This is a genomic window from Gorillibacterium massiliense (genome assembly GCF_000455485.1).
In the GTDB taxonomy this organism is placed as follows: Bacteria; Bacillota; Bacilli; order Paenibacillales; family NBRC-103111; genus Gorillibacterium; species Gorillibacterium massiliense.
Window position 1 is genome coordinate 1 of record NZ_CBQR020000179.1, and the last position, 2,889, is coordinate 2,889.

Sequence of the window (2,889 nt, forward strand, 5' to 3'; positions counted from 1 at the left end):
GGATAAGCTAATAAGAGCGCACGGAGGATGCCTAGGCGCCAGGAGCCGAAGAAGGACGTGGCGAACAACGAAACGGCCTCGGGGAGCGGTAAGCACGCTTTGATCCGGGGATGTCCGAATGGGGGAACCCGGCTGCGGTAATGCGCAGTCACTCTTACCTGAATCCATAGGGTAAGAAGAGGCAGACCGAGGGAACTGAAACATCTAAGTACCTCGAGGAAGAGAAAACAAAAGTGATTCCGTCAGTAGCGGCGAGCGAACGCGGAGGAGCCTAAACCAAGGGGCTTGCCCCTTGGGGTTGTGGGACGTCTTATACGGAGTTACAAAAGAGTTGGGTAGGCGAAGAGGTCTGGAAAGGCCAGCCATAGCGGGTAACAGCCCCGTAGCCAAAAGTCAGCTCCCTCCAAGACGGATCCCGAGTACCGCGGGACACGAGAAATCCCGTGGGAATCTGGCAGGACCATCTGCTAAGGCTAAATACTTCCTGGCGACCGATAGCGAAGCAGTACCGTGAGGGAAAGGTGAAAAGAACCGCGGGAGCGGAGTGAAATAGAACCTGAAACCGTGTGCTTACAAGAAGTCAGAGTCCGTTAAGGGATGATGGCGTGCCTTTTGTAGAATGAACCGGCGAGTTACGTTTGCGTGCGAGGTTAAAGTGAGAAGCTGGAGCCGAAGCGAAAGCGAGTCTGAATAGGGCGACAAGTACGTAGGCGTAGACCCGAAACCGTGTGATCTACCCCTGTCCAGGGTGAAGGTGCGGTAACACGCACTGGAGGCCCGAACCCACGAACGTTGAAAAGTTCGGGGATGAGGTGGGGGTAGCGGAGAAATTCCAATCGAACTCGGAGATAGCTGGTTCTCCCCGAAATAGCTTTAGGGCTAGCCTCGGAAGAAAGAGTCATGGAGGTAGAGCACTGATTGGGTGCGGGGCCCGCCAAGGGTTACCAAGTCCAGTCAAACTCCGAATGCCATGCACTCGTATCCGGGAGTCAGACGGTGAGTGCTAAGATCCATCGTCAAGAGGGAAACAGCCCAGACCATCGGTTAAGGTCCCGAAGTGTGTGTTAAGTGGGAAAGGATGTGGAGTTGCCCAGACAACCAGGATGTTGGCTTAGAAGCAGCCACCATTTAAAGAGTGCGTAATAGCTCACTGGTCGAGTGACTCTGCGCCGAAAATGTAACGGGGCTAAACACACCACCGAAGCCATGGCTTCAACTATGTTGATGGGTAGGGGAGCGTTGTGTACGCTGAGAAGGTATACCGTAAGGAGTGCTGGAGAGTACACAAGTGAGAATGCCGGTATAAGTAACGAAAAGACGGGTGAGAATCCCGTCCGCCGAAAACCTAAGGGTTCCTGAGGAAGGCTCGTCCGCTCAGGGTAAGTCGGGACCTAAGGCGAGGCCGAAAGGCGTAGTCGATGGACAACAGGTTGAAATTCCTGTACCACCGTAAGCCGTTATGAGCAATGGGGTGACGCAGCAGGGTAGTGACGCGGACCGATGGAATGGTCCGTCCAAGCAGTGAGGCTTGTGTGTAGGCAAATCCGCACACTTTAAGGCTGGGCTGTGATGGGGAGGGAAAATTGCAGTACCGAAGGTCATGATCTCACACTGCCGAGAAAAGCCTCTAGCCAGGCAATGGTGCCCGTACCGTAAACCGACACAGGTAGGTAGGAAGAGAATTCTAAGGCGCGCGGAAGAACTCTCGTTAAGGAACTCGGCAAAATGACCCCGTAACTTCGGGAGAAGGGGTACCCCGGTAGCGTGAATAGCGCGAGGGGGTCGCAGTGAAAAGGCCCAAGCGACTGTTTAGCAAAAACACAGGTCTGTGCGAAGCCGCAAGGCGAAGTATACGGGCTGACGCCTGCCCGGTGCTGGAAGGTTAAGGGGAGTGGTTAGGGGCAACCCGAAGCTATGAACCGAAGCCCCAGTAAACGGCGGCCGTAACTATAACGGTCCTAAGGTAGCGAAATTCCTTGTCAGGTAAATTCTGACCCGCACGAATGGCGTAACGACTTGGGCGCTGTCTCAACGAGAGATCCGGTGAAATTTTAATACCTGTGAAGATGCAGGTTACCCGCGACAAGACGGAAAGACCCCATGGAGCTTTACTGCAGCTTGATATTGAACTTGGGTACGGTCTGTACAGGATAGGTGGGAGCCTTTGAAGCATGAGCGCCAGCTTGTGTGGAGGCGACGTTGGGATACCACCCTGATCGTATCTAGGTTCTAACCTACTCCCGTGAATCCGGGAGAGGGACCGTGTCAGGCGGGCAGTTTGACTGGGGCGGTCGCCTCCTAAAGAGTAACGGAGGCGCCCCAAGGTTCCCTCAGAATGGTTGGAAATCATTCGAAGAGTGCAAAGGCATAAGGGAGCTTGACTGCGAGACATACAAGTCGAGCAGGGACGAAAGTCGGGCTTAGTGATCCGGTGGTACCGCATGGAAGGGCCATCGCTCAACGGATAAAAGCTACCCTGGGGATAACAGGCTTATCTCCCCCAAGAGTCCACATCGACGGGGAGGTTTGGCACCTCGATGTCGGCTCATCGCATCCTGGGGCTGAAGTAGGTCCCAAGGGTTGGGCTGTTCGCCCATTAAAGCGGTACGCGAGCTGGGTTCAGAACGTCGTGAGACAGTTCGGTCCCTATCTGTCGCGGGCGCAGGAAATTTGAGAGGAGCTGTCCTTAGTACGAGAGGACCGGGATGGACGTACCGCTGGTGTACCAGTTGTTCCGCCAGGAGCACCGCTGGGTAGCCAAGTACGGACGGGATAAGCGCTGAAAGCATCTAAGCGTGAAGCCCCCCTCAAGATGAGATTTCCCAACTAGTAAGACCCCTGGTAGACGACCAGGTTGATAGGTCCGGCGTGGAAGTGCAGCAATGCATG

At 54.9% G+C, this 2,889-nt stretch carries 1 rRNA gene; it reads left to right on the forward strand.

Going from position 1 to position 2,889, the window contains the following annotated elements:
* Positions 1-2,889: ribosomal RNA gene (locus TJ79_RS25515) — 23S ribosomal RNA — on the forward strand; the annotation flags it as partial.